A 26,380-nucleotide genomic window follows, 5' to 3' on the forward strand; every position below is an offset into this window, starting at 1 on the left:
ATCGTATCTCCCGGGACCGTCCGCCCGTTCAATGAAGATGGAGGTACCCAAAACGGGTAGATCATCATCAAGGCTCAGGATATATTCTCCTGCATAACAATGCAACCGTCAGAACTGTAGCTTGATAAGCTCCGCGCGGGAATCACCGACATCACATCGTGACCTACTGGGTATAAAAGTTCCCCACATGAGTGCGGCCCGCAAGAAATAAAATAAGTGCGATTAGCTCGGAGTAATCTCTACGATGATCGGCTCTTCTTCCTCGGGGATAAGGGGGACACGAAGCGGAGAACCGATCAGTTCGAGTTTTCGGTTAAGCTCCCTTGACGACCCATAAGTTAGGTCGTCGAGGATGTCGTCGACAGCTGCTGAAAGTAGGGGCTCTGGCAGAGAGCACTTAGAGAAATGGGCCGCATTAATTGCATAGATTAGATCCCAGACATCACCGTACATGCCAAGGTAGTGCCCGTAGCCCTCGCCCTCGCCCTCGCCAAAGAGGGATTGTTGATCGCCATGCGCCTGGACGTACTTGGCGAGCTCTATTACAGGATAGGTATTCGATTTATTGTTTACGCTTCCACCCACGCTTTACCCTTACTTCCTTTACACCACGGTCGGGGAAACTCCAATAAAAGCGATGCCTAAGCCTCGGTGGACTGGATTCCGAGGCCCTTAGTCACCTCTACGGATGAAAGGCCCCAGTTTCCCGGTTTCGGTTTGTCTCGGCAACCCTACCTATCAAAGATCAGACCAGGTCCTCTTTGCGCTTGAGTCTAATCCGCCAGACCCGTGCAATCCAGCCCCTCCCTAGCGTCAGGAAAATCTTGTACCCTTGACTCACACCACCATCTTCGACGTGAAGGCACGCCCATGGATATCAGCAAAGCAAGGGAACTGGACCAGCTAGGTCGAGAAATCGACGTTTTAGTCGTTGTTAAAACAGCTCCCATCCCCTCAGAAAAATACAAGGAAACCGTGTGCGTTGCCGGAGTAGCCCTCGATCCGCTTCGCTGGGTAAGGCTCTACCCCATCGCCTTCCGTTATCTTGACGGCACCGACCGCTTCAAGAAATATCAAACTATTCGAGTATCCGTCCGTGCACCTAACGGTGATGATCGGGAAGAAAGCTTAAGGGTCACCGATGATCCTCAACCGCAAGATGAGCCTATTACCGGGTGGGACAAGAGAGCTATCTACCTCGACCCTCTTCCCGCTAAATCACTTTGTGAACTACGAACGGAAGCTAAGAGAAATCCGGCCGCGCAATCCCTTGCGCTTATCACGCCCCGCGCAACACCAACGATTAAAGTATCGCTTCACCCGGGCTGGAATGAACAGCAGAAAGCTGCACTGCGCAAATATAAAGACGAAGATATCTTCGGTAACAAGGGGCTCACCTTGGAAGCCCCGCGGTTTATTGCTCGGCTTGAATTTCGTTGCGTTTTTCCCGATTGCCCGAGTCATTCCTTGACTATCACCGACTGGGAAGCAGTAGCGCTGCAACGTCATTGGCCGCCAACGGTATCAATCGAGTATGCCCAGCAAGAATTCGAAAAGAAATTCATTAAACAACGTGAAACGTCCGGCCTTCCACTGCGGATTATTGTTGGCAACCAAGCCGCTCCGCACAAACGCCACAGTTTCCTGGTTTTAGGCATTTTTGGCTCAAGCCGCGAAGCGCTCGGCCTCTTCTAATACAGCACACGCTTCCTCAATCACGAGCTTTCGATGGCACTGCTGGTGATTGTCCTCGAAGCAGAGAACGAGGATCGTACCGTCATGTGCGAGGTCAGCAATCTCGTGGATGGCCACCTGCGCTTCCGGAGTGGTAAGTACTTCGTTGCGGAATCGTACGTAGGCGGCATGCGCTTCGGGAGTTCCAGGATGGGCGAAAGCTACCCGGTTATCTTTCGGATTACCGAGGGATCGCATATGAACATACCGAGTCCCCGTAGATTCAACCGCTTGGCGAAGCCGCGTTTTAGAGAATCCCTTCTTGCGGCTGATGGGAGTAAGCCGGATATCGACAACGGTATGGACTCGGTTAGCTTCCAGCGTGGCGAGCAGATCATTGATGGTTTTCCCCTCGTAGCCCCAGCCGAGAATAGTGGTGGCCATCGGTCGCACTCCTTCGTCTTACGTGGCCGGCCCGCGGGCCCTAAAACCTCATAGAACTTCAGTTACACACAAGCACGATGGCCGCGACGCCACAGGCAGACCTATGACGCGGGACATCACATTGGCGGAGACGGAGGGATTCGAACCCTCGAGCCGCTACTGCGACTAACACCTTAGCAGGGTGCCACTTTCGGCCACTCAGTCACGTCTCCATGCTCACCGGGAAAGCCTGAGCCAACCCGTGCAAGCCTTACTAGCGTACACGCTCACCGGGGCGCGATGCCAGTTTTTTCGCGGCGGAATTCGTCACGCACCGAATGCGCAATCACCGCCAGGCCGGCGCTGCGGCGTCGTACCGCACCTGCGCCGCAGGCCGCACCACCGCGAGCGCGCAAGCACGCTAGAAATCCCAGTCGTCGTCGGTAGTATCTTCCACTTCACCGATAACGTAGGAGGATCCCGAACCGGAGAAGAAATCGTGGTTCTCGTCTGCGTTCGGGGATAGCGCCGCCAGAATCGCCGGGTTGACGGCCGTCTGGTCCGGGTTGAACAGCGCCTCGTAACCGAGGTTCATGAGCGCCTTATTGGCGTTGTAGCGCAGGAATGCCTTGACGTCCTCCGTGAGGCCCATCTCATCGTAGAGGCTGGCGGTGTATTCTTCCTCGTTCTCATAAAGATCTTGGAGCAGCTCAAAGGTGTATTCCTTGAGTTCGGCCTTGCGTTCCTTGCTGGCTTTCTCCACCGCGCGCTGGTACTTGTAGCCAATGTAGTAGCCGTGCACGGCCTCGTCGCGAATAATAAGGCGGATGAGGTCGGCGGTATTGGTGAGTTTGGCGTGCGCGGACCAGTACATGGGCGCGTAGAAGCCGGAGTAGAAGAGGAAGGATTCCAGCATCGTGGAGGCCACCTTGCGCTTTTCCGGATCGTCCCCGCGGTAGTAATCCAGCACGATCTGCGCCTTCTTCTGCAGGAATTCGTTATTTTCCGACCACTGGAAAGTTTCGTCGATCTCGTCGGTGGAAATAAGCGTGGAGAAAATTGAGGAATACGACTTCGCGTGCACCGATTCCATGAAGGCGATATTGGTATACACCGCTTCCTCGTGCGGGGTCACCGCGTCCGGGATAAGCGAAACCGCGCCCACGGTGCCCTGAATGGTATCGAGCAGGGTCAGCCCGGTGAACACCCGGGTGGTCATGAGCTGCTCGTGCGGCTTGAGGGTATTCCACGACTGAATGTCGTTAGAAAGCGGCACTTTTTCGGGCAGCCAGAAATTCCCCGTGAGGCGGTCCCACACTTCGAGGTCTTTTTCGTCCTCGATGCGGTTCCAGTTAATGGCTTGCACAGAACTGACAAGTTTCAACTTCGGGGGGATCACAGTAGCTCCTTGGTAGCGCAGGTGATGCGGAATAGATGATGGTTAAGAACGACGACGCCGCTCGCGCCGCCACACCCCGCCCATTCTAGACGGTTGAATCGGTAAGCGGTGCGAGCCAGGTCATGAGGTGCGCGACCGGGGCTGGATACCTTGCTCGGAGATATCCGCATACTGCGTCGTCGTGCCATCGGTGCCGGTGACGGTGAGGGTGTCATCAGCGATACTCATCTTCTCCACATTGGTGAATTCGAGGGGGAGATACGGGTTGAGGTGCTCGGGGTGGCGCAGGCCGAAAAGCCCCGGATCGTGCCAGAGGATGAGGGCGCCATCCCGCCCGAGGGTGAGGATATCGGCCATGCCGGAGCCGTCCAGGTCCCCGGCCGCGAGAGTGCGGAGATTACGTAAACGGCGATCACGCCCACCGAGGATCCGCACGGAACGAAACGTGCGCGCCGCATTTAACTGGGATACCTCGCCGGTTTCTTCTTCGGCTCGCGGCAGGGTTTCCTCTCCGCTACCGGCATCCAGGTAGAGCGCGACCGCCCCGGAGGGCCATACGGTGAAAGCATCCGCGCGGTCGGGCTGGCCACCCAGGTAGCCGAGGACTTCATGCGCCGGTTTGCCGGGCTCCAGGGTGGCATCCTCCAGGGTGATACGGGCTTCTTCCAGCAGGTCAGCGATGAGGTTATCCATGGGGACGCCCACGGATTCGTCATCGGTATAGCCCCCGCCGTCCTGTGCCCCGCCGGTAATCGCCACAATGGCCCATTCTCCGCCCTCGTTCTGCTGGAGCCAGGGCCCGCCGGAGACCCCGGTGGGCATCCCGGCGCATTCGATATGGAAGTAATCCACGCCGTTCTCCGTGAACGTTTCGGTGGAATTGCGGCAGTGGCGCGGGTAGGCGGACGTGTAATTATCAGCCTCGAAGGATTCGGCCACCGGGTAGCCGATTACCTCAATATCGGGTTGTTCCGGGCTTACCTCCGCGATGGATAGCCCGCCGGTTACATCTTCGAGGAGGTTTCCGAAGCGGTCCGGGTCCGCGGTGAGGATGGCGGCGTCGTACCGATCCGCATCGTCATCATCGCTGTAATACGCATCGTTGATGACCACGGCGTCCGGGTCGATGCGCCAAATGCCGTGGGGGATATAGGCGGCACCCGCGATAATGGCGAATTGGGGCACAAAAACGGTGGCGGCGAAGGCATCTCCGGGCCAGCAGTGCGCGGCGGAAAGAATCTGGGAGCGGCCCGGGGTATCGAGCACCACGCCGGTGCATCCCCGAATCACCTGGGTGGTTCCCGGAACGACGTGGAAGAAGGTACCCACCTGCGGGATTCCCGGGAAGTTGTAGCCCGCCCCGGGCAGGCCCTCCCCCAGGCCGACGTCGCTCACCTTGGGATCGTCGCTCAGAGCAGCGTTCACAGAATCGGGAAACCCGGCACCGCGGTGGTAGGCGGCGGCCAAAACCCGGCCGTCCACAATGCCCGAGTCGTCAAATTCGGCATCGAGATCGCGTTGGCTAAGGTTGTCGCCGTCGTCTAAAACGACGGCGACGGCGTCGTCGCCAAAATTATCGTACGTAACCGGGCGGGGAATCGGAGCGGCGAGCACCGGGGCTTTGACCAGTGCGCAGCCGCCCACTAGCCCCGCTACCAGACCCAGCGTGAGCAGCGTGCCCAGTAGCACCGCCAGGGTGCCCGCGTGCCGATACCGATTCCTCACCTGCTCTGCCTTCTTTCTCCGCGGGGTGATTCCGCGGAAGTGGCACCCATCCTACCGCGCCGCCCCGAACGCGACGCGCTCGGTTCGCCCGCCGGAGCCCGGCCCGGAGAACCCGGAGCCCGGACTTTCCCCATCCCCGGATGCGTCTTAAAATTAAAGGATGGCCGGCACACTTCGCTCTGCTATCGCAGCGCTTACCTCGGATTTCTACGAGCTTTATTTCTCGCCTCCCACGATTGCGCGGGGGCAGAGATACGCGTTAGATGGCCACGTTCTTGATGTAACCGAAACTGCCTACGGCATCTCAGCGCGCGTGCTCGGTAACGGGCACACCTATCGGGTTGTCGTTACCTCGGTGCATCCCCTCACCGCCTCCTGTTCCTGCCCGGTTTCAACGCGGTGTAAGCACATCGTCGCCACGTTGCTGATATACGCAGGCCGTGCGCGGGAGCGTTCGTGGACAACGCTGCTTGCCGATACCCTGGCCGCACACGAGCCTCGCCCGGTAACACGCGGTCTCGGGCTTATTCTTAGCCGCAATACGGAAAGCGGGGCGGTCACGGGTTTGCTGCGCCCGACCCAGCGGAATCTCAACGGCGAGTGGTCACGCCGCACCACCACCTGGTCCACTATCTCGCCTTCGCGTGGCTATAGTTCTTCCACGGAAAGCTTGGACCCCCTCCAGCTTGCGGCACTGCAAGAATTACATGATGTAGCCAAACGCGCCTCATTTTTTGATCCGAGTATTTCCTTGCAAAGTTTGGGTACCACGGCGATGGCCTATCTGGAAAATGCCCGCGATGCGGGGGTGGAGCTTTTTTGCGGGGATACCGACCAGCCGCTCCTCCTTGATAAAGCGCCCTGGGGAGCCCAGCTCAGCTTATCGGCCCGCGAACGCGGGAGCGAGGATCTGCTCTTGCGAGTGCTACCAGAAACACCGCAAGGCACCCCGGCCGCCGTTATCGAAGGCACCGAACCGGCCCTCGCCATCAGCTACGAAAACGATTCCTACGTGCTTGGCCGGGTCAGCCCGAACCTGCCCGGCGCTCTCTCCGAAACCTTGGCCTCCGCGCAGCCCTTGCGCATCCCCGCCGCGGAAATCCCCGTTTTTGAACTCAACCTCCTCCCTGCCCTGCCGCCCGATATCAGGGTTGTTTCCCCCGATGGCGCGTTCACGCCCCATCGTTTCTCCGAGCCGGTGCTGCACGCCCGGATCCGCCGCCCCGCGCCCGCCGAACTCACCAGTAGGATCACCGGGCCGTTCTTGCTGGAGTGGTACGCGGAACGCCAGCTGCTGGGCGCCGACGGCACGGAACCGAGCGACGCACCAGCGTTGTATACACCGCTTACCCGGGGAAGTGGCATCATGCAGCTGCCGCAGGACCAACTTCGGGCAGCTCAAAGGGCCTGGCTCGCAGCCAAGATGCCGGACCTCCACTTCCCGCGCGGCTGCAACCTGGATATCACCAGCTACCAGCACCTGCGCGAGGATATCGTTCCCGCCTGGCGCGCAGCCGGAATCTCGGTCATATTCGAGGAGAACGCGGACCTCACCGTCCTCACCGAAGCCCCGGTCCTCACCACCACCGTCACCGAGGATCGCGACTGGCTGGATCTGGGCGTGACCGTCACCGTCGGGGAGCACGAGGTCCCCCTCCCCGTCCTCTACGATGCCCTCACTAGCGGCACCTACCATCTGGTGCTCGGAGATGTGGTCATCCCGCTGGGAAGCGATTTCGATGCGTTGCGCCAGCTTTTGTACGACGCCGCAGCGCTCGGCACCGTCACCCCGGAAAGCATTTCCGTGCCCCGGGCCCGGGTGCACGCCCTGGATCTATCGGCGCTGGCCAATCCGCAGGCGCTCACCGATGCGCTGGGCCAGCTTGATCACCTTGGCGAGGCGGTGCCGGTTCCCGAAACTTTCCAGGGCACCCTGCGCGGCTACCAGGAGGCTGGCTATTCCTGGCTCACCCACCTGGCACGGGCTCACTACGGCGGCATCTTGGCCGACGATATGGGCCTGGGTAAAACCGCGCAAATGCTCGCCATGATCAGCGGCGAACGCGCGGAGGGCAAGTTGGAAGGCCCGGTGCTCGTGGTGGCTCCCACCTCCGTGGTGCCGGTCTGGCGCAGCGAAGCGGCCCGCTTCACCCCGGAGCTGCGCGTGCACACCATCACCGGCTCAGGTAAACGCCGTTCACAGGATGTGGCGGGTATTGCCGCGAGCGCGGATATTGTGGTGACCTCCTATACCCTGCTGCGCCTCGAGCGGGCGGAGTACGCGAAAGTGGAGTGGGGCGGGGTTATCCTCGACGAAGCCCAGGCGGTGAAGAATCCCAGCACGGTGGGCTATCGCGCCGTCGCCGCGCTCACCCGCCCCTGGACGTTCGCGGTTACCGGCACCCCGGTGGAAAATAGCCTCTCGGATTTGGCGGCCCTGCTGGCCCTCACCAGCCCCGGCCTGCTCCCGGGGCACGCGCGTTTCACGGAAAAGTTCCAGAACCCCATTGAGAAATTCAATGATGAGGAGGCGGCCGCGCTGCTCACGCGCCTGGTGCGGCCCTTTATGTTACGACGCCGCAAAGCCGAGGTCGCCAAAGACCTTCCCCCGCGCACGGTCACCGAGCTCAGCGTTCCCCTCGCACCGGCCCACGCGCAGCGCTATCGCAAGCAACTGGAACGCGAACGCCAGGAAATCCTGGGGCTTATCGACGACCCGAACGCTAATCGCATCTCGATTCTGGCCTCGCTCACCCGGCTGCGGCGCATGGCGATTGACCCGGGCCTGGTGGATCCGCGCATTACCACCCCGCCAGCGAAAACCACGCTGCTCCTTGAGCACCTCCAGCAGATTATTCCCGAGGGGCACCGCGCCCTGGTGTTCTCCCAGTTCACTACCTATCTGGAACGTATTGCCCACCAGCTTGATCGAGAGGGTATTACCTATAGCTACCTGGATGGGTCCACCCGGGATCGCGCCGGCGCGATTGCGGCGTTCCGCGCTGGTAGCGCCCCGGTTTTCCTTATTTCCCTCAAAGCGGGCGGCACCGGGCTCACCCTCACGGAAGCCGATTATGTATACATTATGGATCCGTGGTGGAATCCGGCCGCCGAAGAGCAGGCCATTGACCGCGCCCATCGCATTGGCCAAGATAAACCGGTCACCGTGTACCGGCTTGCCTCGGCGGATACCATCGAGGAGAAGGTCATCGCCTTGCAGGCGCGCAAACGCGAGCTGGCCGGCATGGTGGATGAGGCGGCCCGCGGGCCGATCTCCGGGGCGGATATCCGCTCCCTTCTGGAGCTCACCGGGCCGGAGGGCCGCTAGCTGCGCCGTCGTACCGCCACCCGCGCCCGCGCTTAAGCCGTGCGGGCCGGTTACGTTTCCACGCAACCGGCCCGCCGTTCACTCACTCCGCGCGAGTAAACACCACATACCTACAGCATGCAGGAGACGCAACCTTCCACTTCGGTGCCCTGAAGGGCCGCCTGGCGGATACGCATGTAGTAGAGCGTCTTAATGCCCTTGCGCCAGGCGTAGATGTAATTGCGATTGACATCGCGCGTGGTCACAGTGTCCGGGTAGAACAGCGTGAGGGATAGCCCCTGGTCCACGTGCTGGGTGGCCACCGCGTAGGTGTCGATGATCTTTTGGGGGCCGATTTCGTAAGCATCCTGGAAGTATTCCAGGTTGTCATTAGTCATATACGGCGCCGGGTAGTACACCCGCCCGATCTTGCCTTCCTTGCGGATCTCAATCTTGGAGACGATCGGGTGGATCGAGGAGGTGGAGTGGTTGATATAGGAGATGGAACCGGTGGGCGGAACCGCCTGGAGGTTCTGGTTGTACATCCCGTATTCCGCTACGTCCGCGGCCAGCTGCGCCCAATCTTCCCGGGTGGGGATATGGTGCGCCGCGAACAGCTCACGCACCCGCTCGGTTTGCGGGACCCATTCCTGCTCGAGGTACTTCGTGAAGTAAGCACCGTTCGCATAGGTGGAATCCTCGAAACCTTCGAAGCGCTCCCCCCGCTCCTTCGCCAGCAGCATGGAGGAACGAATCGCGTGGTAGGCCACCGTATAGAAGTACATATTGGTGAAGTCGAGGGCTTCCTCGCTCCCGTAGAAGATCCGCTCGCGGCCCAGGTAGCCGTGCAGATTCATCTGCCCCAGCCCGATAGCGTGAGACATATCGTTGCCGCGCTTAATGGAAGACACCGAATCGATGCTGGTCTGGTCGGATACCGCCGTGAGGGCACGCACCGCGATCTCCACGGTTTTACCCAGGTCCTCAGAATCCATCGCCTTGGCGATATTGAGAGAGCCAAGATTGCAGGAAATATCCTTGCCCACATGCTTGTAGGAAAGATCCGCATTGTATTCAGACGGCTCGGATACCTGGAGGATTTCCGAGCACAGATTGGACATGGTAATCCGGCCCTTAATCGGGTTGGTGTTATTGACGGTGTCCTCGTACACGATGTACGGGTAGCCGGATTCGAACTGGATTTCGGCGAGGGTCTGGAAGAACTGACGCGCATCGACCTTCGTTTTCTTAATGCGCTTGTCATCGACCATCTCACGGTACTTTTCACTCACCGAGATCTCGGTGAGCGGCTTGCCGTAGACCCGCTCCACGTCATAGGGGGAGAAAAGATACATGGGCTCGCGGTTCTTCGCCAGCTCGAAGGTAATGTCCGGGATCACCACACCCAGGGAAAGCGTCTTAATACGGATTTTTTCATCCGCGTTTTCGCGTTTGGTATCCAGGAACCGCATGATATCCGGGTGGTGGGCGTGCAGGTACACGGCCCCCGCACCCTGGCGCGCCCCGAGCTGATTCGCGTAGGAGAACGAATCCTCGAGCAGCTTCATCACCGGGTTCACCCCGGAAGACTGGTTTTGGATGCGCTTAATCGGGGCGCCCTGTTCACGCAAATTGGTGAGGTTGAGTGCCACCCCGCCCCCGCGCTTGGAGAGCTGGAGCGCGGAGTTAATCGCGCGGGCGATGGATTCCATATTGTCTTCCACCCGCAGCAGGAAACAGGAGACCAGTTCCCCGCGCGCCTGCTTACCGGCATTGAGGAAAGTGGGGGTGGCCGGCTGGAAACGCCCGGTGATCATCTCTTCCATGAGGTTGGTGGCCAGCTCGGTATCCCCATCGGCCAACGCGAGGGCCACGATGCAGACCCGATCCTCGAAACGCTCCAGGTAGCGGGTGCCATCCCAGGTTTTCAGGGTGTAGGAGGTGTAGTACTTGAAGGCCCCCATGAACGTGGGGAAACGGAACTTATGCGCGTAGGCCTTCTTGTAGAGCTCCTTAATAAAGGCCATATCGTAAGCCTCGATCACGCGCTTTTCGTAGTAGCCTTCGCGTACGAGGTACTCCAGTTTTTCTTCCAGGTCGTGGAAAAACACGGTGTTCTTATTGACGTGCTGGAGGAAGTACTGCCGCACGGCTTCGTGATCCTTCTCGAATTGGATCTTGCCCTCGGCGTCGTACAAATTGAGCTCGGCATTGAGCGAGTGGTAATCCACGAGCGAATCATCCAGGTTTTCCGAACCGGTGTCCGTTAGTGTTGCGATGCCCAAAACTGTTCCAAACCTTCCTTAACCGTGGCAACGTCCGTAGGCGTGCCGAGCAGTTCAAAGCGATACATCATGGGGACGCCGCATTTTGCGGAGATAACATCCCCGGCGAGTCCGTAAACATCGCCAAAATTGGTATTTCCTCCAGCGATCACCCCACGGATGAGAGCACGGTTGTGTTCGTTATTGAGGAATTTGATGACGGGGCGCGGCACGGCACCGCGATGGTTCCCGCCACCGTAGGTGGGGCAAATAAGCACGTAGGGTTCATCCACCACGGGCGTTTCGCCGTGGATAGGGATGCGCACGGCATCGTAGCCGAGCTTTTCCACGAACCGGTGCGTGTTATTTGTTTGAGAAGAAAAATAGACGATACGTGCCATCGGTTCTTTCCTCAGCGGGCGGCACGCGGCCGCACCGCCAGCTTAGGCAGTCACCAGGGTGGGTTCCGCGGTGGCCTGCGCGCCGGCTTTGAGCGCCTTGATTTCATCGGGGCGGTAGCCGGACCAGTGATGACCGTTCGCGATAACCACGGGCGCCGACTGGTACCCGAGGGCCTTAACCGCCGCGAGGGCCTCCGCATCCTGAGTGAGATCCACGAGCTCATACTCCAGCCCCGCCTTATCGAGCGCACGCTTGGTGGCATTGCACTGCACGCACGCGGGCTTGGTGTAGACGGTAATGCTCATGAGGTCTCCTCGGTTTCGGATTGTCACGCTGTGTGCGTGGTGGAACGACTACAAGGCTAAACACTACACCTAGTGGCACCTAGAACAAAAGACCACTAGAACTTGTGGTTGTTACGACGCCGCCACCACTCCCGCTTTGCGCTCATTTCCGCGGTTTTGGGACTTTGGGCCCGCGCTTTGTGAAGCTGGTAACCACCCCGCTCGGCGTGTCCTGCGGGTGGGCTGCGAGTTGGTCGCGGGCCGTCCGCACGAGCACGCATGGGCCACCCGCAGGCCGCACAAAATGAACAGCACGTCAGCTACACCTCTAGACACCCGCACAGCACGCCGGATCATTTAGCACATTTACCAATTTTCCACCAGAGTAAGGAGTCCCTTACCGGCCTTTTTGTGCGCAATATCACCCGCATTTCAGCGCTCTCAATTTTTATCTTGTGACCTACGTCCGTACGATTCTAATCAGACTTAAGCGGATTCGGATTCGACCGCCGTGACCAACGCTGCTCACCGACCCGTATCCGAGCCGACCTCGTGCGATGAAAAGGAGAACATCGTGGAAGCCTTTACACAAACCGCCGCGCCACTGGGGAGTCTCACCCTCTCCGCGCTCGTGGCCCTCCTGCCGCTCCTCACGGTGTTCTTCCTGCTGGGCGTTGTGCATATGAAAGCGCACTGGGCGGGGGTATGCGGCGTCGTCGTTGCGCTTGCGGTAGCGATTTTCACTTTCCGTATGCCCGCCGGAATGGCGCTATCCGCCGGCCTGGAAGGCGCCGTTTTCGGCATCTTCCCCATTACCTGGATCGTTCTCACCGCGATTATCCTGTTCGAGCTCACGGTGGCCTCCGGGCACCATGACACCCTCATGCAGGCCTTCGCGCGACTCTCCCCCGATCCGCGGGCCCTGGGCATTTTCATCGCCTTCAGTTTCTGCGCCCTCCTCGAAGCGCTGGCCGGTTTCGGGGCGCCGGTGGCGATTTGCGGCGTTATGCTCCTCGCCCTCGGCTTCGCGCCCTGGAAAGCGGCTCTCACGGTGCTGGTGGGCAATACCTTCGCGGTGCCCTACGGGGCAATGGCCACACCCGTGCTCACCGGCGCGAACCTCACCGGCATCGATGCCGCCACTCTTTCCGCCCAGATCAGCGAACAAACCAGCGTGCTCGTCTGGCTCATCCCCTTCGCGCTGCTCCTCATTATGGACGGCTGGCGCGGCCTAGCTCAGGTGTGGCCCCTGGCCCTGGCGGTGGGCGCCTCCTACGCGCTGAGCACCTGGTTCGCGGCCCGCACCCTGGCCCCCGGCCTGGTCAATATGGTGCCCGCGCTAGTGAGCCTGGCGGTGGGAATCGCGCTGCTGCGCATCTGGCAACCGCGCGGGAGCCGGGCCGCGGCCGAGCGCCTCACCGGCGCCGCACCCCGGCCGGCCACCGAACGGATCCGCCCCGCGGCCCTGGCCTGGGCGATCTTCCCCTACGTACTCATCGTGGCCGTTTTCGTCACCACCCAGATGGTGCCGGCGATCCGCGGTGCCCTGGCCGCCACGAATGTGACGATCCACTGGCCGGCCCTGTGGGCCGGGGGTGAGAATCTGGTGCGCGGGGCCGACGGTACGCCCGCCGCCTCCACCACCTACACTTTCGCCTGGTTGAGCTCCCCGGGCACCCTGCTGCTCCTGACCGCCCTGGTGCTGGCCGCCTGCTACCGGATGAAGCCGGGCGCAGTGGCACGCCTGATGTTCGCCCAGGTTTATAAGCTGCGCTGGACTTTCCTCACCATCGGTTCCGTGCTCGCCCTCGCCTACGTGATGAACCTTTCCGGGCAAACCCTCACGATCGGCACCTGGATTGCCGGAGCCGGTTCCGTATTCCCCTTCCTCGCCCCGATTCTGGGGTGGATCGGCACCGCGGTCACCGGTTCGGGAACCTCCACAACGGCGCTCTTCGCCAATCTACAGCACACCGCCGCCACCCAGATCGGGGCGGACCCGGGGCTGCTGGTTGCCTGCAATACCGTGGGCGGGGCCGTGGGCAAAATGATCAGCCCGCAAACCCTGGCAATTGCCACCGGTGGGGTGGATATGGTCGGCGAGGAATCCGTGCTGCTGCGCCGGTCTCTGCCCTGGGCCTGCGGCCTGCTCATCCTGCTCTGCCTGCTGGTTGGGTTCCTCGCCTAAATGAATTCCTGCCCCGCCTCAGTTCCGCGGGTGGCCGGGCACAGCGCCGCGCAGCGGCGCCGTCGTCGTAACAAAAACGAAAGAAAAGAGTTGATATGAGCCTGATTCCCGGGCCGGAACCGCGCAAGAAAGTTGCGGTTTTCGCCACCTGTATTAACGAGGTGATGTTCCCGAATACCGTGAATAATACCGCGGTGCTGCTTGAGCGGCTCGGGTGCGAGGTGGAATTCCCGCGCGCCCAGACCTGCTGCGGCCAGATGTTCACGAATACCGGTTATTTTGATCGGGCGCTGCCGAGCGTGCGGGCTTTCCTCGAAGCTTTTGAGGACTACGACTATATTGTGGGGCCCTCCGGATCCTGCGTGGGTTCGGTGCGCGAACAGCACGAGATGCTGGCGCTGGATGCCGGTGAAGATGAGCTGGCGCGGCGCGTCCACGAAGTGCAGAAACGGGTCTACGACATCAGCGAGTTCATCGTGGATGTGCTCGGGACGGTGGATGTGGGCGCGTATTTCCCGCATACCGTGACCTATCACGCCTCCTGCCATTCGCTGCGCGTGGCCGAGGTGGGTGATCGCCCCATTCGCCTGCTGCAGGCGGTGCGCGGGCTGGAATATATCCCGCTGGAGGATATGCGCCAGTGCTGCGGCTTCGGGGGCACGTTCTCCGTGAAGAACTCGGACGTGTCTATTGCGCTGGGGCGCGATAAGGCCCGGCACGTGCTGGAAACCGGGGCGGAATACGTGGCGAGCCTCGATAATGCTTGCCTCATGAATTTCGGGGGGATTCTCCACCGGGAGAAGAAACCCGTGCGCCCCATTCACATGGTCAATTTGCTGGTGCAGACCGCACCCGTTGGTGCGAGCGCCGGGGCGGGAACCGTAGGCGCTGCGGCTGTACCGGGCGCCGCAACAACCCCCACCGGGAGGATCGCATGAAAACACTGAAATTGGAACGCCTCACCCCGGCCCCGCCCGACGGGGATCTGCTTGATTCCCCGGCCTTCCCCAAGGCCGCGGTACGCGAGCTGGGTAACGAAACGCAGGCGAAGAATCTCCATCACGCCACCCACACCATTCGCGCCAAGCGGCAGGCGGTGGTGAGCGAGCTGGATAATTGGCAGGATATCCGCCAGGCCGGCGCCGATATTAAGAACCGGGTGGGGCGCCACCTCGATTACTACCTGGCAGAGTTTGAAAAGAACGCCACCGCGGCCGGGGCGCACGTGCACTGGGCGCGCGATGCGGAGGAAGCCAACCAGATCGTTATCGACCTGGTGCGCGCCACCGGGGAAAGCGAAGTCACCAAGGTGAAGTCCATGGTCAGCCAGGAAATTGACCTGAACGAACACCTGGAAGAAGCGCGGATCGCGGCGTGGGAAACGGACCTGGCCGAGCTTATTGTGCAGCTCGGGCATGACCGCCCCAGCCATATCCTCGTGCCCGCGATTCACCGCAATCGTAGCGAGGTGCGTGAGATTTTCCTGCGGGAAATGGGCCAGTACGGCACTCCCTGCCCGCCCGATGTGACCGATGAGCCGGCCGAGCTGGCCGCCGCGGCGCGCGTGCACCTGCGCGAAAAGTTCATGCGCACCAAGGTGGGGATCTCCGGCGCGAATTTCGCCATTGCGGAAACGGGTTCCCTGGTGGTGGTGGAATCCGAAGGTAATGGGCGTATGAATCTCACCCTGCCGGAAACCCTCATTTCCGTGGTGGGTATCGAGAAAATTCTCCCCACTTTCCAGGATCTCGAAGTGTTCTTGCAGCTGCTGCCGCGTTCGTCCACCGGTGAGCGCATGGCGCCCTACGGAACTATTTGGACCGGCGCGCGCGAAGGTGATGGCCCGCGCGATGTACATATTATTTTGCTCGATAACGGGCGCACCAAGGTGCTCTCCGACCCGGTGGGGCGCGCGGCGCTGCGCTGCATTCGCTGCTCGGCCTGCCTGAATATCTGCCCGGTCTACGAGAAAGTGGGCGGGCACGCCTACGGGTCAGTCTACCCCGGGCCTATCGGCGCGATTCTCAATCCGCAAATTCGCGGCCTGGAATCGGCGGTGGATCGCTCCCTGCCCTTCGCCTCCACCCTGTGCGGGGCGTGTAATGAAGTGTGCCCGGTGAAAATCCCGATTTCGAATATCCTCGTGCACCTGCGGCGCAAAGCGGTGGATAAGAAACGGGCCGAAGCGGGCCTGCGCCCGCATGTGGAACCGATCCTTATGGCCGGAGGCGGCTGGGTGATGGGCAAGGGCTGGCGCCTGGAGGCCGCAGCCCGGCTGGCCAGCGTGGGCGGGCGCGTGATGGGCCTGTTCATGCATTACATCGGGAATTGGCATATTCCCGGCGTGCACCGCTGGACCCGGGCCCGTGATGTTCCCATGCTGCCCAAGCGCAGTGCCCGCGCCACGTTCGCGCGGCGCAAGAAACGCGAAGCACGGCAGCTCAAGCGTTTCCAGAAAGAGTTGCAGAAGGGGCAGTTGCATCAGCTCGGTTGCGATCCAAATTTGATCGACGGCTCCCCCGCCGCTCCGCCCGCGCAGCTACCGCCCGGAGCCGGACAAGTGCCGCCCACCGCGGGGCCGGTTTCGCCCGCACCTGATATTTTCGGCCGCCCAACCACAGAGGAGCTGTCATGACCTCGGCACGCGATGAGATTTTCGCGCGGATTCGCTCCGCGCTCGGTGATGTGCCCTGCCGGGATCCGGAAGAATCCGCGATCAGCTGGGAATACAACCAGCCCACCGCCATTGAGGGCGACCTCGTGGATTATTTCCTCGAGCTCGTGGCCGATTACAAGGCCGACGTGGAGCGGGTCGCCCCGGAGGCGGTCCCGGCGGCTATCGTCGCCCACCTGCACGCCATCGGCGCGCGCTCCGTGGTGCTTCCCGCGGGGCTGGATTCTTCCTGGCGCGCGGCTATTGCGGAGGATGGTTTCCAGGTGTACGACGACGATAACCTCAGCGCCCGCCAGCTGAACGATATTGATGCGGTGGTGACGGCCGCCGCTGTCGGGGTGGCCAATACCGGTACTTTTGCCATGGACCATCGCGCCGACCAGGGCCGGCGTGCGCTCACCCTGGTACCTGATGCGCATGTGTGCGTGCTGCGCGCCGATCAGGTTGTTTCCAATACCCCCGAGGCGATGACCCGGCTCCAGGATTCGGTGCGCGATGGCCAACCGATTACCTTCGTGGCCGGGCCCTCCGCCACCTCGGATATCGAGCTGAGTCGCGTGGAAGGCGTGCACGGCCCACGCCAGCTGCACGTGCTCGTCGCCGGCTAAATAGGCGGGCGGCGCGGCCACCAGCACACCAGGGCCCGGCCGGGATCGTGATCCCGGCCGGGCCCTGCATGTTGTACCCGCGTTAGCGGTACTTCCCGCTAGTTAGCCTTTTCCCGCCGCCGCAGCGCTCCGCCTCCGGCCAGGAGGAGAATCGCGAGGGCGATGGGCATCGCAAGCTCAGCACCGGTGTGGCTGAGTTGCTTGCGGACTGGTGGTGCGGGCGGGATCTTCGTGTCCACACTGGCGGTCGCCGGTGTGGCCTTCTCGCCACTCGGGGTCACCGCGGTAACGGTAGCGGTATTGGTGACCGTCGTACCCTGCATCGTCGCGGTGATCTTCGCTCGGGCTTGCGCTACGAGCTTTTCTCCCGGTGCCAGCACCCCTGCCGCACGCGGCCAGGTGTACTCGATGGGCCCCAGCTCGCTCATAGGATCGTCGATAGTGATGCCGGTGAGCGTTGTTGTTCCGGTATTGAGCACCTCGAAACGATAGACAATCACGTCCCCGTCCACAGTTGCGGTTTTCTCCATCACCATTCCAGGGTGGCCGGTGATGGTGACACTACCGTGGCCACCGGTGCCCGGTTCGCTCGGGTCGCCCGGTTTGTTCGTCACGGTGTCCCCTCCGGGGGTCACGCCGGTGGCGTTGGCATCGTTGCGGACGGTACCCGCATCCACCTGCTCCTGGGTCAGCACCGAAGTAGCGGTAGCACTAGCTTTTTCACCCGGAGCGAGCACCCCGGCAGCACCCGGCCAGCTGTACTCAATCTCGGACAGACCCGGGAAGTCATCTTGAATGACAAGATCCCGCAGGGTGGTATTGCCGGTGTTCTCCAGCGTAAAGAACCAGGTAATGAGGTCACCCGCGCGCGACTTCTCCTTTTCTACGCTACCCGTCTTCACCAGGGTGAATCCGGGGCACTGCGGGAGAAGCACGGTTTCGGTTGCGCTATCGCGCACCAGCAACCCGCGCGCTGAGGTCGCGCTCACCTCCACGGTATTTTCCACCGCTCCGGCATCCAGAAGTTCCTGGGTGATGTGCGAGGTAGCGCTCGCAGTCACCGATTGACCCGGTGCGAGCACCCCGGCCGCACCCGGCCACTCACCGAAGGTCACCGCGCTCAAGCCGGGAAGCTCATCGCGCAGTGCCACCTCACTTAGCGTGGTGGTACCGCGATTAGCAATGGTGAAGGTCCACGTGACCTCGTCCCCGGCCCGCACGGTTCCAGCGGGGCGCGCGGGCGCGCTACCCTGCTTGATCACCTGGATCTGGGCACCGTCCGGGATACTCACCGTGGCGCTATCGCTGGCCGTAACCGCAACGCCGCGCGGATCGGTGCCGGTCGCAGTGGCGGTATTGTCCAGCGTGCCGCGGTCAATATCGGCCTGGGTAAGGGTGTAGGTTCCGGTTACCTGCTGGGAGGCACCGGGTGCCAGCGTTGCGATAGTGCCCAGCTCCCCGCCCAGTAGCGGATCTGCAATCGTCACGCCGCTCAGGGTCACATTGCCACTATTACTCACCTCAATGATGTACTCCACTTGTTCACCTGCGCGCAGTTGCGCGGGCGGCGTGGCCGTTTTTACCAAGCGCAATGCCCCGGTCCCGGGAAGCGGGGTCGTAACCGTGGCACTACCCTCCACCGCGGTACCATGCGGGGACGCGCCCGCGGCCGTGGCGGTATTTTCCAGCGTGCCGCGGTCAATATCGGCCTGGGTGAGGGTGTAGCTGCCACCCACCGTGCCGCTGGCTCCCGGAGCCAGGGTGGTGATGGTGGCGAGTTTCCCGCCCAACAGCGGATCGTTCACAATAATTCCATGCAGGGTGACGTTCCCGGTATTGCGCACCGCGATGCGGTAATGCACCTGCTCGCCGGCCGCGATGGTGGCCGGGGGCGTAGCGGTTTTAGTGACCGCGAGCGCCGGAGCTTCGGGAAGCGACACCGTCACACTACCCTGGGCACTCACCGCGGTTCCGCGCGGATCGGTGCCGGTCGCAGTGGCGGTATTGTCCAGCGTGCCGCGGTCAATATCGGCCTGGGTAAGGGTGTAGGTTCCGGTTACCTGCTGGGAAGCACCGGGTGCCAGCGTTGCGATAGTGCCTAGCTCTCCACCCAGCAGCGGATCCGTGATCGTCACGCCGCTCAGCGTCACGTTCCCGGTATTACGCACGTCAATGGAGTAGCGCACGTGCTCGCCGGCCGCGATAGTGGCCGGAGGCGTAGCAGTTTTGCTTACCGTCAGTGCACCGGCGGCCGGCAGCGGCGTGGTCACCGTCGCGGTGGCCTGCACCTGCGTATTGTGCGGCGAGGTTCCGGTCACCGTGGCGGTATTATCCACGCGACCCGCATCGATATCGGCTTGGGTGAGCGTGGCTTGCGCGGTTCCGGTGGCGACGGCGCCCGGCGCCAACATGCCCGGTTGGGCAGCATCAGGCCAGGTCATGACAAGCCCACTGACCTTCGGGTCACTCAGGGCCACCTGCGCAAGCGGAACGTTCCCGGTATTCGTCACGGTGAAGGTGTAGGTCACGGTATCACCGGCCGCCGCATTCGCACCCGTGCCATCGGCCGCGAGCGCGGCTGCCTTGGTGAGGGTGAGCGCGGGCTGGGCGTGGAAGAATCCGAAGTCTTGGCCTTCCAGTGTGGCCGCGCGTTCCACCGTTACCGCGGCGCTAGTGGCACCGTCTTTCCCCGCCGGTGAGTAGCTGGGTACGTAGCTGGCGCCCCCGTCAGTTACGGGTGGGGTGACGGAGATACGGTAGTTTCCGGCCAGGACATTATTAAAGGAGTAGGTCCCATCGGCTGCCGCCGTCGTTTCCAACGGAGCACCGCTGGGGCCCAGCACGGGGGCACCGGTACTGGCATCGAGGAGGCGCACGGTAGCGCCGGCCAGCGCGGTGTCATCCGCGCTGGCGCCGTCGTCGTTAATATCCACGGCGATGCGCCCGCTCACGGTGGCGGCGACCACGGTGGCACTTTGCGGTTCGCCTGCGGTGAGCGGAAGCGGCGAATGCGAGGCGGTGCGCAACTGTCCGGTCATCGTATTCGCGATGACCGCGCCGGCCTCAGCTTGCGGGGCTTCCAGGGTGAGTGCGTAGCGGGCACCTCCGGCCGGGCCCGTCGCGAAATCGTTGATGACGAAACGCAGTGCCGTGACCTGGCTGAGGTCCGTGGCAGCGGTGACTTCCTGCCACGTTACGCCCGCGGCCGGAGCTGCTCCGATGGTGCCGTGCGGTGCCGTGGTGTATTCGGCTCGCACATTGGCGGCCTCACCCTGGAGGCGTTCTACCCCGGTGAGAACCGGGGTCACGGTGGTGCCGCGACCGTCACCCACGTAGGGGAGTTCGTCCACGAAAATAGCGTGCCCCATGGAATCCATGGTGGTGTTGTACATTTCCAGCAGGTACGAAACCGGTTCGTTGCGCTGGACGTTGGGCGCGCGGAGCGTCTTGAGGTAATTCGCTCCCGCGACGAGCACCATGGTGACGTCCGTGGAGGTTTGGGCCTGCCAGCCGGCCTGATCGATCACGGCCCTCCAATACCATTTCCTCAGATCGTCACCGCGGAAATAGGAATCCAGATTGAGCTGGCCGGATTCGGGTAAATAGGGTCCCACCTGAAGGTTGACAGGAATCTCGGGCAGCGGCTGGCCCACGGGCAGTTTGCCGCCGTTGGCCACGTAATCGAAGAGGTACGGGGTACGCCCATCCGCGCAGAGGTTCGCATCGGTAGCCTTGCTCCCCTTCCAGGTGGTGGCATCCACGGGGGAGAGATCCACGTCCACCACTTCTGCGGGCAGGCACATGAGCACCTGTGCATGGGCAGCTGTGGTGTGGGGCGAGTTAGGAACGAGGAAGGTTTCAGGACGAACGGTATAGCGGTACTTATGATTTGTTTTCGCGACCGCTATACGGTTGCCCACAGTTCCGTCCGGATTAATAGTGGCCAGGGAAGAAGCCTGGAAACGCGCTTCGCCCACCGCCACGAAAATACGAACTCCGGTACCTTTGTACTGACTTCTTCCCTGGTACTTCGACCGCATACTCACGGAGAGGGGAACGCCATCATCAACAAAAACCGCGTCCGACGTTGCCACCGCTTGAACCGTTAAGTACATATGGTACCGATCTAGCGCAGCGGCCGAGCCCGTGCGTTTGGACAGCAAGTTGCCGTTATTCACTTTGGGGCGCGCTTGCAACGCAAAAACATCGCTAAAATCGCCGGAGTATTCCGAGAGCGGGCGGAATTCGCGCTGCTCCGGGCTACCTTTCGCGCCTGCTCGCACGTACAGGTCATAATCCGATTTCGGGATCTCATAGTAGCCATTAGCCGTTTCGCCAGGCATACCCTTGGGGTAGGGATCCCCGGGGATATCGCTGGTTTTCACGAACAGGCGCGCGGTGCGCGGATCTATACGCTGGTAGGCCGGGTCGCCCGGCTCAATGGTGACCTGGTTATCGGCCGAGCCCACGCTTTCGTATTGACCGCCCAGGCGAGTGTTATCCAGATACTGGTAGGCGATGCCGATCAGTGCATACGGAGTATTCGGCGGTACAACACCGTTATGACCCAAGCCCGGGCTCGTGCGCATCGCGTCCGGATCGCTTCCCTCCGGATTGCGACCGTAACGCGCAGTGGTATCCGTGATGAGCCGTCCCTCCGTTGGCCGATCAATCGTCCACGTGAGGGTTTCGGTGTTATTGAGCAGGTTTGTTTCGTGTAGAGGTTGTGAGGGCGACGACGCCGAGCTGCCCCGCGGGTTAACCGGAGCCACGGAACTGGTGAACGTCACGAGCGTCTTATTAGGTAATTTCGCAATGTCGGAAGCGGGAATCCACACCCGGTATTGTGCATAGGCTGCCGAATCCCCATCCCGGGCCTGCGCGCCCGTGAGGGTGAACTTTCCGAAAGAGTCCCCTTTCTCGGCGGTGATCCCCGACCGCACTGGAACTACCGCCCACCGCTCCGGCACGAAGGGGCGCGGCGCACTCGCTCCGGGTTCTTGCACCGTGATGTTAAATGTGACCGCGGTGGTGAGGGGTTTTCAAATGTCCATCGATCAGAGAAGGGGAAGCTGTACTTCGGCGTGAAACCGAAGAAATTGCCCTTTTCCTTCCCGGAACCGAAATCATAGGAGCCTTCCCCGCGGTAGGTGGATGAGTCATCAACCGGATCACTCCCGTGCCCAAGATCGAAGTCAAGCTGCCCCACCACTTCCACCAGGCTGGGAGCACCGGATACCGCAATGGTGCGTGTGCCCTGCGCATCGGTGACCTCGAGTTCGGGACTGTAGGTGCTGCCCGGCCCCACCCCGGTTCCGGGCCGCGCAATAATGGGCTGAATCACCACAGCGGCTGTACCTGCACCGCCTTCATTACTCACCGTGGCGGTCAGGGTCCGCCCATCCGCACTCACCGTATAGGAGCGTTCCACTCCGTTCGATGTTCCTCCCAGCACCGCGTCAAGCCCGGGGCCCGTCTCCCAACTCCAGCCTTCCGGAAGGGTTTGTGAGATCGTGGTGGCAGTGGCATCTGATGCCACAAAGGCCCATTGGAAAGACACCCGTGAGCCATAGCCAACTTTGCCGTTCTTTGCCTCGGTATCGTAATCGCCATAGGTGTCATCACCGGTAATACTGACAGAGACATTGGTGAGCGTACCTGCTGCGGGAGCGGCGGAGGCCTGTGGGAGCACTCCCCACCCCAAGCTCAGAAGCAGCACGGTGCATAGCAGCGCAATAAGTGACCGCCGTGATGCCAGCGGCATCATTAAATGTCGATTCATCGAGCTTCCTTGCGTGAAAATGTGATGAGAAATTCCACCATCGGGTGGTTTTTGCTATAACCAGCTGTAATGAATGGTAGTGATACTTTCCTAATTTTTGGTGAAGCTTTAGCAACAAATTCGTGGCATCGCGCACATATCCACCACAATGTCCCAGCCGCCACATTTTAATGCGATGTCATACTAAAATGAACAATAATACTATTGGTACTAACTAGGGAACCCGGAAAATTACCGCAGCACCGCAGCTGCCAATCCCAAGGAGTGATTATGCCGCAGCCCTCCACCCGCCAGCCGCGCTCCCGCGCGCTCCTCATATTCCTGGCGGTCCTCTTCCTTATTCTCGGCACGCTGGTGTGGGCCACTCCGGGACCGGCCCGCGCTGCCGATACCAACCCTGCCGGCGGTAGCCCCGCGGCCGATGCGGCGGCGTCGCCGCGCGCCGTCGTGCAATGTTCACAAGATCCCAACGACCTCACGTGCCCCGAGGATCTCCTCACCCAGCGCATTCGCGAGGCCGGAACCACGCCCACCCGTATTATTCTGGGCGCCACCGACACTCTCCTCACGAGTACCCTGAAGATTCCCGCCGGTGCGGATATTGAGCTCGTCAACGGCGGGCGCGCCCCGTGGGGTGCCACTGATTCCGGACTGGTGCGCGAAGATGGCTTCAGCGGCGTGATGGTGCAGGTGCCGGCAGGCGCCGCCCTCACTTTCGATAATTACGACGGCGGCACTTTCCGCATGCGCAGCCGCGGGGAATGGGTCCCGGGCGGCGGCACTCTCCTGGATGTGCGCGGCAGCCTCACCATTAACGGCGGGGAATTTTCCGGGGTGCGCGAAGCGAAGCAGACCTACCAGGGCGCGATCACCATCAGCGGGAAAGATGCCAGTTTTACCCTCAACGGCGGGAACGTCACCGATAATCATCGTCAGCTCAATAATCCTGGTGCAGTCCAGTACGGCGCCGCGAATATCGCGGTAACCGAGGGCGCCACCTTCGTGATGAACGGCGGGGAGGTTAGCAAGGGCAAAGCTCGTGTTGTTGACTCTTACGGTTACGGCGAAGTTGGCGGGATCGGCGTGTACAAAGGCGGGAACGTCACCATCAACGGCGGAACCATCACGGAAAATTCCGGTTTCGCGGGCGGGATGATCGCATTCACCTGGCTGTGGTCCACATCGGATGCCACCCCCGAAAACTCTGCTCGCACCCGCAGCTTCATCACGATCAATGGTGGCACCATCTCCAAGAACCGCGCTTCTTTCTCCGGTGGTGGGATTCTTTCTTTCGGTAACTCCGAGGTCACCATGAACGGCGGCACCATCGATTCCAATTCGGCACCCAACGGTGGCGGCGTGGGAACCTTGGACCTGTACGTGTGGGGTGCGGACGGCACCTGGCAAGAGGTTCCCGGCGATGGTAAGAACTGGGGCTTCACCACCGCGCAGTGGTCGGAGCTGTCCCCCGGCGCCTTCACCATGAACGGCGGCACGATTTCGAATAACTCCAGCCGGCGCACCGGGGCCGGCGTGAACGTGGTCTCCAATAAGGTCCAGCTCAACGGGGGCACCATCAGTGGCAATGAGGCTGGTCAGCAGGGCGGCGGGGTCTATGTTTCCACCGCCACCTACACCCTGCACGCCGGCAACACTCTGGTCACGGCGAATTCCGCTTCCGGGATTGGCGGCGGGATCTGGACCTGCCCCACCGGCAGCGTAGAGGTCCACGTGGATAACGGCGCGGCGATTTTCGGGAACGCCGCGACTCGCTACGGCGCGGACCTCGCGCACGATAACCTCGGTTCGGTCAGCTCCGCGCCGGTGTGGACCTCGGATGCGATTCTGGGCGGCGGCCTGGTGGATTACTACCAGGATAACGAAGGTGCCCGCTTCGACCCGGCGCAGCTAAGCCTGCCCGAGAAGGAACGCCCGCGCCCCGAACTCATCAAGGGGCGCGAGATTTCGAACGAGGGATTTGCCGCCGTGGTTTCCGATCCGGCTCAGGGTGCGGCTCGCGATGCCGCGCGCCTGGTCATTACGGGCAACACCGCGCCGCGCGGGGCGGGTATCGGCACGAATGGCTCGGTTATTTTCGGCACGTGGGGTTACGCGCAGGCAACGGTCACGAAACAGTGGTTCTATGAAACGACGACGACGCCGCCAGCTGGCGATAAGCCCAATCCTGTGCCGGCACGTCCTTCGGATATTGCCTCCTCGAGTGTGCCGATGCGGCTGGTCTCCGATACCTCCGCTGAGCTCCCGAAGCCGCAGGTGGTACAGAAGTTTAGCGTGACGGCCGGTGAGGAGTGGACGAAGAGCTTCACAAATCTACCGATCCGCACTGATGCTGGAGAGTTGTACGTCTACGCGGTGCAGGAGCTGGACGCTGCTGGCGAGGTGCTGAAAACCAAGGTGTTGGAGCCGTCGCAGCTGCTGGTGCAGCGCGGTGAAAAACTGCCTAAGCGCCCGGAACTGGCGGAAGGCATGGCTCCGCCCGAGGTGTGGTTCGTCGGGAAGGTCGCCAATGAGGTGCCTACGCCGGTGGATATCGCGGTCACGAAACAGTGGGCCTACCGCGATTCGAGCGATCCGGTGCCGGGTGCTGCGCTGCCCGAGCAGGTGGAATTCGAGCTGCTGCGCGATACCGATGCGGCTTTCTCCCATCCCGAGGTGGTGCAGAGCTTCACCGTGACGAAGGCGGATAACTGGGTTCGCACACTCACCGGGCTGCCCCGCGCCACTGCGGAGGGCGTGGCCTATGTGTACGGGCTGCGTGAGAAGGGAGCTGGCGAGATCGTGCCGGTTCCGGCGGCCCCTAGCGCTCCTGAGACTCCCGGCAGCCCCGAAGCCCCGGGCGAGGACGGCGTTATTCACCGTGCGGTGACAGTGGTCAATACCCTGACCCCGCCGCCTCCGCCTACTACGCCGCCCACGGTTCCGCCGACTACGCCGCCGACTACGCCGCCGACGACGGAGCCACCGACTCCTCCCACCACTCCGCCGGTACCGCCCACAACCGAGCCGCCGGTACCGCCGACAACTCCCCCGGCTCCGCCGACGACGCCACCTACAACGCCGTCGGTACCGCCAACGACACCGTCGGTGCCTCCCACTCCGAGTGAGCCACCGACGCCGCCCACGGTTCCGCCGAGTACACCTACGGTAACTCCGCCGGCCAGCACGCCTCCGGCTACTCCGCCGAGCACACCGCCGGCGAATCCGCCGCGGATTGTGCGCACCGGCAGCGATGCCCGCACCGGAGCAGCCCTCGCGGGCTCAGCGTTGCTCGCCGGCCTCGGAATCCTGGCCTGGCGCCGGCTGCGCACCGACCGCTAGGCGAGCCCTGCGCCTAAGCCACGGGGGGTGGTACATCGCACGCGATGTACCACCCCCCGTAGTCGTTCTTTCAGACAACCGCCCAAAATCGACGCACACAAAGTGGTACCAGAACTACATTAACTAGATGATTTCCTGTCGTGACGTACCACTTCGTTGCGCCATAACCGGGCCGGCCCTTTCAGACGCGCCCTTCGAGATGCCCCACTCGGCTGGGGCCGGGGTGCAGGCTGCCGGACCCGGTATGTGTTGTCCGGGGTGTACTGCGAATGTCGTACATACGAAGTACAGCTCTGAAAACACCTAGTACC

General features: G+C 61.8%; 16 protein-coding genes and 1 tRNA gene. 7 read left to right on the forward strand and 10 right to left on the reverse strand.

Going from position 1 to position 26,380, the window contains the following annotated elements; translation table 11 throughout:
- Positions 1-222 precede the first annotated feature (222 nt).
- The gene (locus QP828_RS07165) at positions 223-585 is read right to left on the reverse strand and encodes a hypothetical protein (RefSeq protein ID WP_274734264.1); all 363 of its coding nucleotides are present in this window, start codon (positions 583-585) and stop codon (positions 223-225) included.
- Positions 586-870: 285 nt separating this feature from the next.
- Between QP828_RS07165 and QP828_RS07170 the strand changes: the two genes are divergently transcribed.
- Complete coding sequence (locus QP828_RS07170; protein WP_274734265.1) at positions 871-1,695, forward strand: DUF8757 domain-containing protein; 825 nt, start codon at positions 871-873, stop codon at positions 1,693-1,695.
- Here the strand turns inward: QP828_RS07170 and QP828_RS07175 are convergent.
- The 4 genes from QP828_RS07175 to QP828_RS07190 form a co-directional block, all read right to left on the reverse strand.
- Positions 1,666-2,118, reverse strand: a complete 453-nt coding sequence (locus tag QP828_RS07175; RefSeq protein ID WP_274734266.1) for a DUF488 domain-containing protein — start codon at positions 2,116-2,118, stop codon at positions 1,666-1,668. The two genes, QP828_RS07170 and QP828_RS07175, sit on opposite strands and share 30 nt — an antisense overlap.
- 122 nt (positions 2,119-2,240) lie before the next feature.
- Positions 2,241-2,330, reverse strand: a tRNA-Ser gene (locus tag QP828_RS07180).
- 188 nt (positions 2,331-2,518) lie between these two features.
- On the reverse strand, positions 2,519-3,496 hold the full coding sequence (gene nrdF, locus QP828_RS07185; protein WP_375712897.1) for a class 1b ribonucleoside-diphosphate reductase subunit beta: 978 nt from the start codon (positions 3,494-3,496) through the stop codon (positions 2,519-2,521).
- A gap of 120 nt (positions 3,497-3,616) precedes the next feature.
- Complete coding sequence (locus QP828_RS07190; RefSeq protein ID WP_274734267.1) at positions 3,617-5,221, reverse strand: trypsin-like serine peptidase; 1,605 nt, start codon at positions 5,219-5,221, stop codon at positions 3,617-3,619.
- Positions 5,222-5,381: 160 nt separating this feature from the next.
- Between QP828_RS07190 and QP828_RS07195 the strand changes: the two genes are divergently transcribed.
- A complete protein-coding gene (locus QP828_RS07195; RefSeq protein ID WP_274734268.1) occupies positions 5,382-8,549 on the forward strand; it encodes a DEAD/DEAH box helicase in 3,168 nt (1,055 codons plus the stop codon).
- Positions 8,550-8,659: 110 nt separating this feature from the next.
- Here QP828_RS07195 and nrdE read toward each other — a convergent pair whose 3' ends face one another.
- The 3 genes from nrdE to nrdH are packed head-to-tail and all read right to left on the reverse strand — an operon-like array spanning position 8,660 to position 11,499.
- A complete protein-coding gene (nrdE, locus tag QP828_RS07200; RefSeq protein ID WP_375712898.1) occupies positions 8,660-10,813 on the reverse strand; it encodes a class 1b ribonucleoside-diphosphate reductase subunit alpha in 2,154 nt (717 codons plus the stop codon).
- Complete coding sequence (gene nrdI, locus QP828_RS07205) at positions 10,795-11,193, reverse strand: class Ib ribonucleoside-diphosphate reductase assembly flavoprotein NrdI (protein ID WP_016442132.1); 399 nt, start codon at positions 11,191-11,193, stop codon at positions 10,795-10,797. Before nrdI ends, nrdE begins: the two co-directional genes overlap by 19 nt.
- A gap of 42 nt (positions 11,194-11,235) precedes the next feature.
- On the reverse strand, positions 11,236-11,499 hold the full coding sequence (nrdH, locus tag QP828_RS07210) for a glutaredoxin-like protein NrdH (protein ID WP_126135872.1): 264 nt from the start codon (positions 11,497-11,499) through the stop codon (positions 11,236-11,238).
- 553 nt (positions 11,500-12,052) lie between these two features.
- Between nrdH and QP828_RS07215 the strand changes: the two genes are divergently transcribed.
- The 4 genes from QP828_RS07215 to QP828_RS07230 all read left to right on the forward strand — a co-directional run bounded on the left by QP828_RS07215 (position 12,053) and on the right by QP828_RS07230 (position 16,948).
- Complete coding sequence (locus tag QP828_RS07215) at positions 12,053-13,666, forward strand: L-lactate permease (RefSeq protein WP_274734269.1); 1,614 nt, start codon at positions 12,053-12,055, stop codon at positions 13,664-13,666.
- Between the two features lie 95 nt (positions 13,667-13,761).
- Entirely contained in the window at positions 13,762-14,604 is an 843-nt protein-coding gene (locus QP828_RS07220; protein ID WP_016442129.1) for a (Fe-S)-binding protein, read from the forward strand.
- Positions 14,601-16,301, forward strand: a complete 1,701-nt coding sequence (locus QP828_RS07225; RefSeq protein WP_274734271.1) for a LutB/LldF family L-lactate oxidation iron-sulfur protein — start codon at positions 14,601-14,603, stop codon at positions 16,299-16,301. Before QP828_RS07220 ends, QP828_RS07225 begins: the two co-directional genes overlap by 4 nt.
- The gene (locus QP828_RS07230) at positions 16,298-16,948 is read left to right on the forward strand and encodes a LutC/YkgG family protein (RefSeq protein ID WP_016442127.1); all 651 of its coding nucleotides are present in this window, start codon (positions 16,298-16,300) and stop codon (positions 16,946-16,948) included. The genes QP828_RS07225 and QP828_RS07230 overlap by 4 nt, the downstream gene beginning before the upstream one ends.
- Before the next feature lie 98 nt (positions 16,949-17,046).
- On the opposite strand, the gene QP828_RS07235 is transcribed toward QP828_RS07230, so the two are convergent.
- Both QP828_RS07235 and QP828_RS07240 read right to left on the reverse strand, forming a co-directional pair.
- Positions 17,047-21,954 (reverse strand): CLIPPER-2 domain-containing protein, encoded by a 4,908-nt coding sequence (locus tag QP828_RS07235; RefSeq protein WP_274734272.1) that lies wholly within the window; start codon positions 21,952-21,954, stop codon positions 17,047-17,049.
- A complete protein-coding gene (locus QP828_RS07240) occupies positions 21,897-22,730 on the reverse strand; it encodes a hypothetical protein (RefSeq protein ID WP_274734273.1) in 834 nt (277 codons plus the stop codon). The genes QP828_RS07235 and QP828_RS07240 overlap by 58 nt, the downstream gene beginning before the upstream one ends.
- A 270-nt stretch (positions 22,731-23,000) precedes the next feature.
- Here QP828_RS07240 and QP828_RS07245 point away from each other — a divergent pair, with 270 nt between their 5' ends.
- Positions 23,001-26,069 carry a Cna B-type domain-containing protein gene (locus QP828_RS07245; protein WP_016442125.1) on the forward strand — a complete coding sequence of 1,023 codons (3,069 nt, stop codon included), beginning with the start codon at positions 23,001-23,003 and terminating at the stop codon, positions 26,067-26,069.
- The last annotated feature ends 311 nt before the right edge of the window (positions 26,070-26,380 follow it).

Origin of the sequence: Actinotignum sanguinis (assembly GCF_030230305.1) — a bacterium.
Taxonomy (GTDB): domain Bacteria; phylum Actinomycetota; class Actinomycetes; order Actinomycetales; family Actinomycetaceae; genus Actinotignum; species Actinotignum sanguinis.